1 pseudogene is annotated in these 1,019 nt (G+C 48.8%); it reads left to right on the top strand.

The annotated features are described in order from the left end of the window. A pseudogene (locus tag F0228_RS25620) lies at positions 1–1,019 on the top strand (hypothetical protein); the annotation flags it as partial.

Below are 1,019 nucleotides of genomic sequence, written 5' to 3'. Positions count from 1 at the left end.
GAGCAGCAAGCGCTGAATAACCAGTTGTTTAAACTGCTGGGTTGTACGGTAGGACAAGGCGATAACCTGTGCGCGAGCCAGACGCAAGCGCAGAGAAAAGGCAGCTTAATCGCTCAACAGCAACAAAGCATCAAAGCAGCGACGCTAGGCGTCGAGCGAGCACAGAAAGCACGTCAAACTATCGAAGGCAACATCACCATTGAGATGGAGCGTCTTGAGCAAGAGAAGCAAGTTCATGATGCGATTGATAAAATCATGGTGCAGTTTGGTCAGAATGAGTTGTCGTTGAGCCAGTTGCTTGAAGCGAAACGAGATGCGGAACGCAATGGTTCCTCGTCAGGCAACGCTTATGTCGATATTAGTGAGTTACTGAAACAGGACGATTTAGACACGCTGGATGACTTTGTTAGCGAAGCGGGCAACGTCGATTTATCCGCAGTGCAAGCGGCGTTGGCTAGCTTAAAGGAAGACCTGAAAGACGTGCCGCGTGATGACGCTATTGAGTACACACAAACTTTGGCAGTGTTAGAGCGTGCGACAATCCGAGGTCTTGAGCGCGGTTTACTTGACGTGAATTCTAAGGCGCGCATTAAAGCGCTCATGTTAGAGCTCAAAGCGGCTGAAGTGGACATCGCGAAGTCGATGAGCTACCTGGCTTATGAAGTGGAAAGGCTGGCAGGGTTCACTGCAGAAGCTGAGCGACTGATTGCGCAGTTGGGTGAAAATCAGCAACAACAGGCAGACCGTTATTATGCTAACCCAGTGCATTACAGCGTACTGACAAAAGAGGCCTTGAACGCTGAGTTAGCGTTTGCAGAGCTGCAAGAGTGGATGTTCTATGCCGTTCAAGCGTTGGAGTACAAGTGGCAAGAAGCCTTTGTTGCGCCAGATAAAGGGTTCAATCGCGCGTCAGTTTTTAAAATTCAAACAATCCCGCAGTTGGTTGAATACTTTAAAGCGTTACAGAGTTTTGATGACATTCGTAATCTGAGAACAAGCCAAGAGGCGACGGATACTCT

The sequence above is a fragment of the Vibrio sp. 99K-1 genome (genome assembly GCF_013114585.1).
In the GTDB taxonomy this organism is placed as follows: domain Bacteria; phylum Pseudomonadota; class Gammaproteobacteria; order Enterobacterales; family Vibrionaceae; genus Vibrio; species Vibrio chagasii_B.
This window is presented reverse-complemented; position numbering and strand designations above follow the sequence as displayed.